We start from the raw sequence: 2,592 nt of genomic DNA on the forward strand, positions 1-2,592 counted from the left end.
TGCAGGCGCAGTTGCTGACCGCAACGCGCTTACCATCGCCGATCTGCCGCTATGGAACCACCTCGCCACGATCGCACGCAAGCAGCGCGGACGGCGCATGGGCTGGCATCCGGTCACTGTGTTCTCCATCATCGCGCTGACCGCTATCGGCCTATGGACCGCAGGCATGCTGATCTCCGGCATGACGAACGGACGCAGCTTGTCCGAAGGCCGCCAGACGATTCAAACCCTCAATACCGCGCCCGATCCCGCCGCCCGTCTGCAAGCCTTGCTCGCATTGCAACAGCAGATCGGTCGCTACGAAGACCGCGTCGCGCATCAACCGCCACTGTGGACTCGCTTCGGTCTGAATCAGGACGTTTCGATCCTCGCCGCGCTCTGGCCGCCCTATGCTGCCGCGAGCAAATCGGTTCTGGTTACACCGATTCAGCAAAACCTCGAAGCAACGCTGGTGGACCTGAGCCAGATGCCCACCGAGTCACTCGATGACCACGCCAACGCTACTGCATTGGAAGGGCACAAGGCGCTCAAGACGTACCTGATGCTCGCCGATCCAAGTCGCGTTGACGCAGCGTTCATCACACCGCAACTCATGCGCTATTGGTCCACGAATGCAAACGTTTCCGTGGGTGCGAAGCTCGACATCTCCGAACGACTGGCGGGGTTCTACGCGCAGCATCTCAAGGCCCACGATTCCTGGCGCATCCAGCCACGCGCGGATCTTGTGAACGCATCGCGTCAGACGCTGCTATCGGTCATCGGCGTACGCAATTCCGAAGACACGGTTTATCAAAGCGTGCTGGCGGGTGTCGGCAACAAGTACCCCGACCAGACACTGGCATCGCTTACAGCAGGCACCGATACGCGCGGGCTGATTCGAACGAGCGTCACCGTGCCCGGCGTCTACACGCGCCAAGCGTACGAAGGTTATGTCGCTACAGCCATCACCGAAGCCGCCAAGAGTCGCGACGTGACCCGCGATTGGGTGCTCGCCAACAATGACCCCTCTGCGAACCCGGTCAGCACCGCGCAAGCTTCATCAGCCGATGCGCTCGAACTCGCCCTGACCACGCAGTATTTCAGCGACTACGCCGAGCATTGGCAGGGGTTCATGAATGCGTTGCAATGGCAAGCGGCGCCCACCATCCCGGCCGCAATCGAACAAATGAAACTGCTGGCCGATGCGCGTCAATCGCCTGTCATCGCGTTGATGAAGTCGCTCGACTATCAGGGCACCGCAGGCATACGTCAGGCGTCGTTGTCCAACACGCTGCTTACAGGAGCGCAGAACATCTTCCGCAGATCGAGCGATTCCGCATCCGCTGCGCAAGCTGCCGACATGGGACCGCTATCGCCATCGTTCGGCCCGGTGCTTCGCCTAATAGGTCTTGACGGGGACTCCACCGCCAAGACCAACGCATCCGCCAGCGATGTCAGCCTGCAACGCTACCTCGAACGCGTGACGGCGCTCCGGTTGAAGCTCCAGCAACTCAGCAATGGCACCGATGGCGACGCGCAAGCGCGCCAGCTCGCGCAAGCGCTCTTCCAGGGCAAGAGCTCCGAACTCGCGGATACCCAAGCCTACGCACAACTCATTGCCGCCAGCCTCGGTGCGCAGTGGTCGGGCATGGGCGACGCACTCTTCGTACGTCCCGTCGCGCAGGCCACGCAGATCGTGCTGCAACCGGCGCAAGCAAGCATGAACGATGCATGGCGACAAACCATCGTCGCCGCCTGGAACAAGTCGTTCGCCGGCCGCTATCCGTTCGATAACACCGACAACGATGCATCCATTCCCGAACTCGCTCGATTCCTCAGGCCGCAAGGCGGATTGATATCGACGTTCCTGAGTTCGCAACTCGCGGGGGTGCTGGAATTGCAAGGCGACCAATGGGTGGAAACCAACACACGCGGCGGTGCCTTGCAGTTCGATCCGGCTTTCCTGAAGTCGGTGAACACATTGCAGCGCATCGCGGGGCATCTGCTCGCGCAAGGCGAACCGCAGTATCGCTTCGAATTCAAGCCGATTCCGACGCCGGGCATCACGGACACCGTGTTGACGATCGATGCTCAAAAGCTCCACTACTACAACCAGCGAGAAACGTGGCAGGGACTGGTCTGGCCATCGAACGATCCCGAGACCAAGGGCACGCGTTTGCAATGGCAGACCGAGCAAGCCGGCACGAACAAGAACTTCGAGTTCGGCGGCCGTTGGGCGCTCGTGCGGATGCTGGAACGCGCCAAGGTCGAACCTGTCGATAGCGCGACATTCCAGCTTACGTGGCAAGCCGCACCTGATACGCGAATGATGCGCGGGGCTGCCGCAACATCGCCGGTCGCCGCTTCATCAACTTCAACGACTGCGCAAAAGCCGTCGCAACGCCGCGCGGATGATTGGAATGGCTCGGCGCAGGACCTGAGCACATCGAACGCGTACACCGCACTCGATAGCCTCGTCACGCAAGAACCGCTCACCGCGCCACCCACAAACCTGACTTATCCGCTGAGCTATCTGATGCGCACGGACGTTGGTAGAGGGCCGCTTGAACTGCTCGCGCTCAAGGGTTTTGTTTTACCGAACCGCATGTTCAT

Annotated in this window: 1 protein-coding gene; it reads left to right on the forward strand. The window is 61.0% G+C overall.

All coding sequences use genetic code 11. The features are described from left to right. Positions 1 to 2,592: ImcF-related family protein (locus WCA53_RS34220; RefSeq protein WP_423922673.1), on the forward strand; the 2,592-nt coding region annotated here is incomplete at both ends.

Origin of the sequence: Caballeronia sp., from assembly GCF_049581465.1 — a bacterium.
Classification (GTDB): domain Bacteria; phylum Pseudomonadota; class Gammaproteobacteria; order Burkholderiales; family Burkholderiaceae; genus Caballeronia.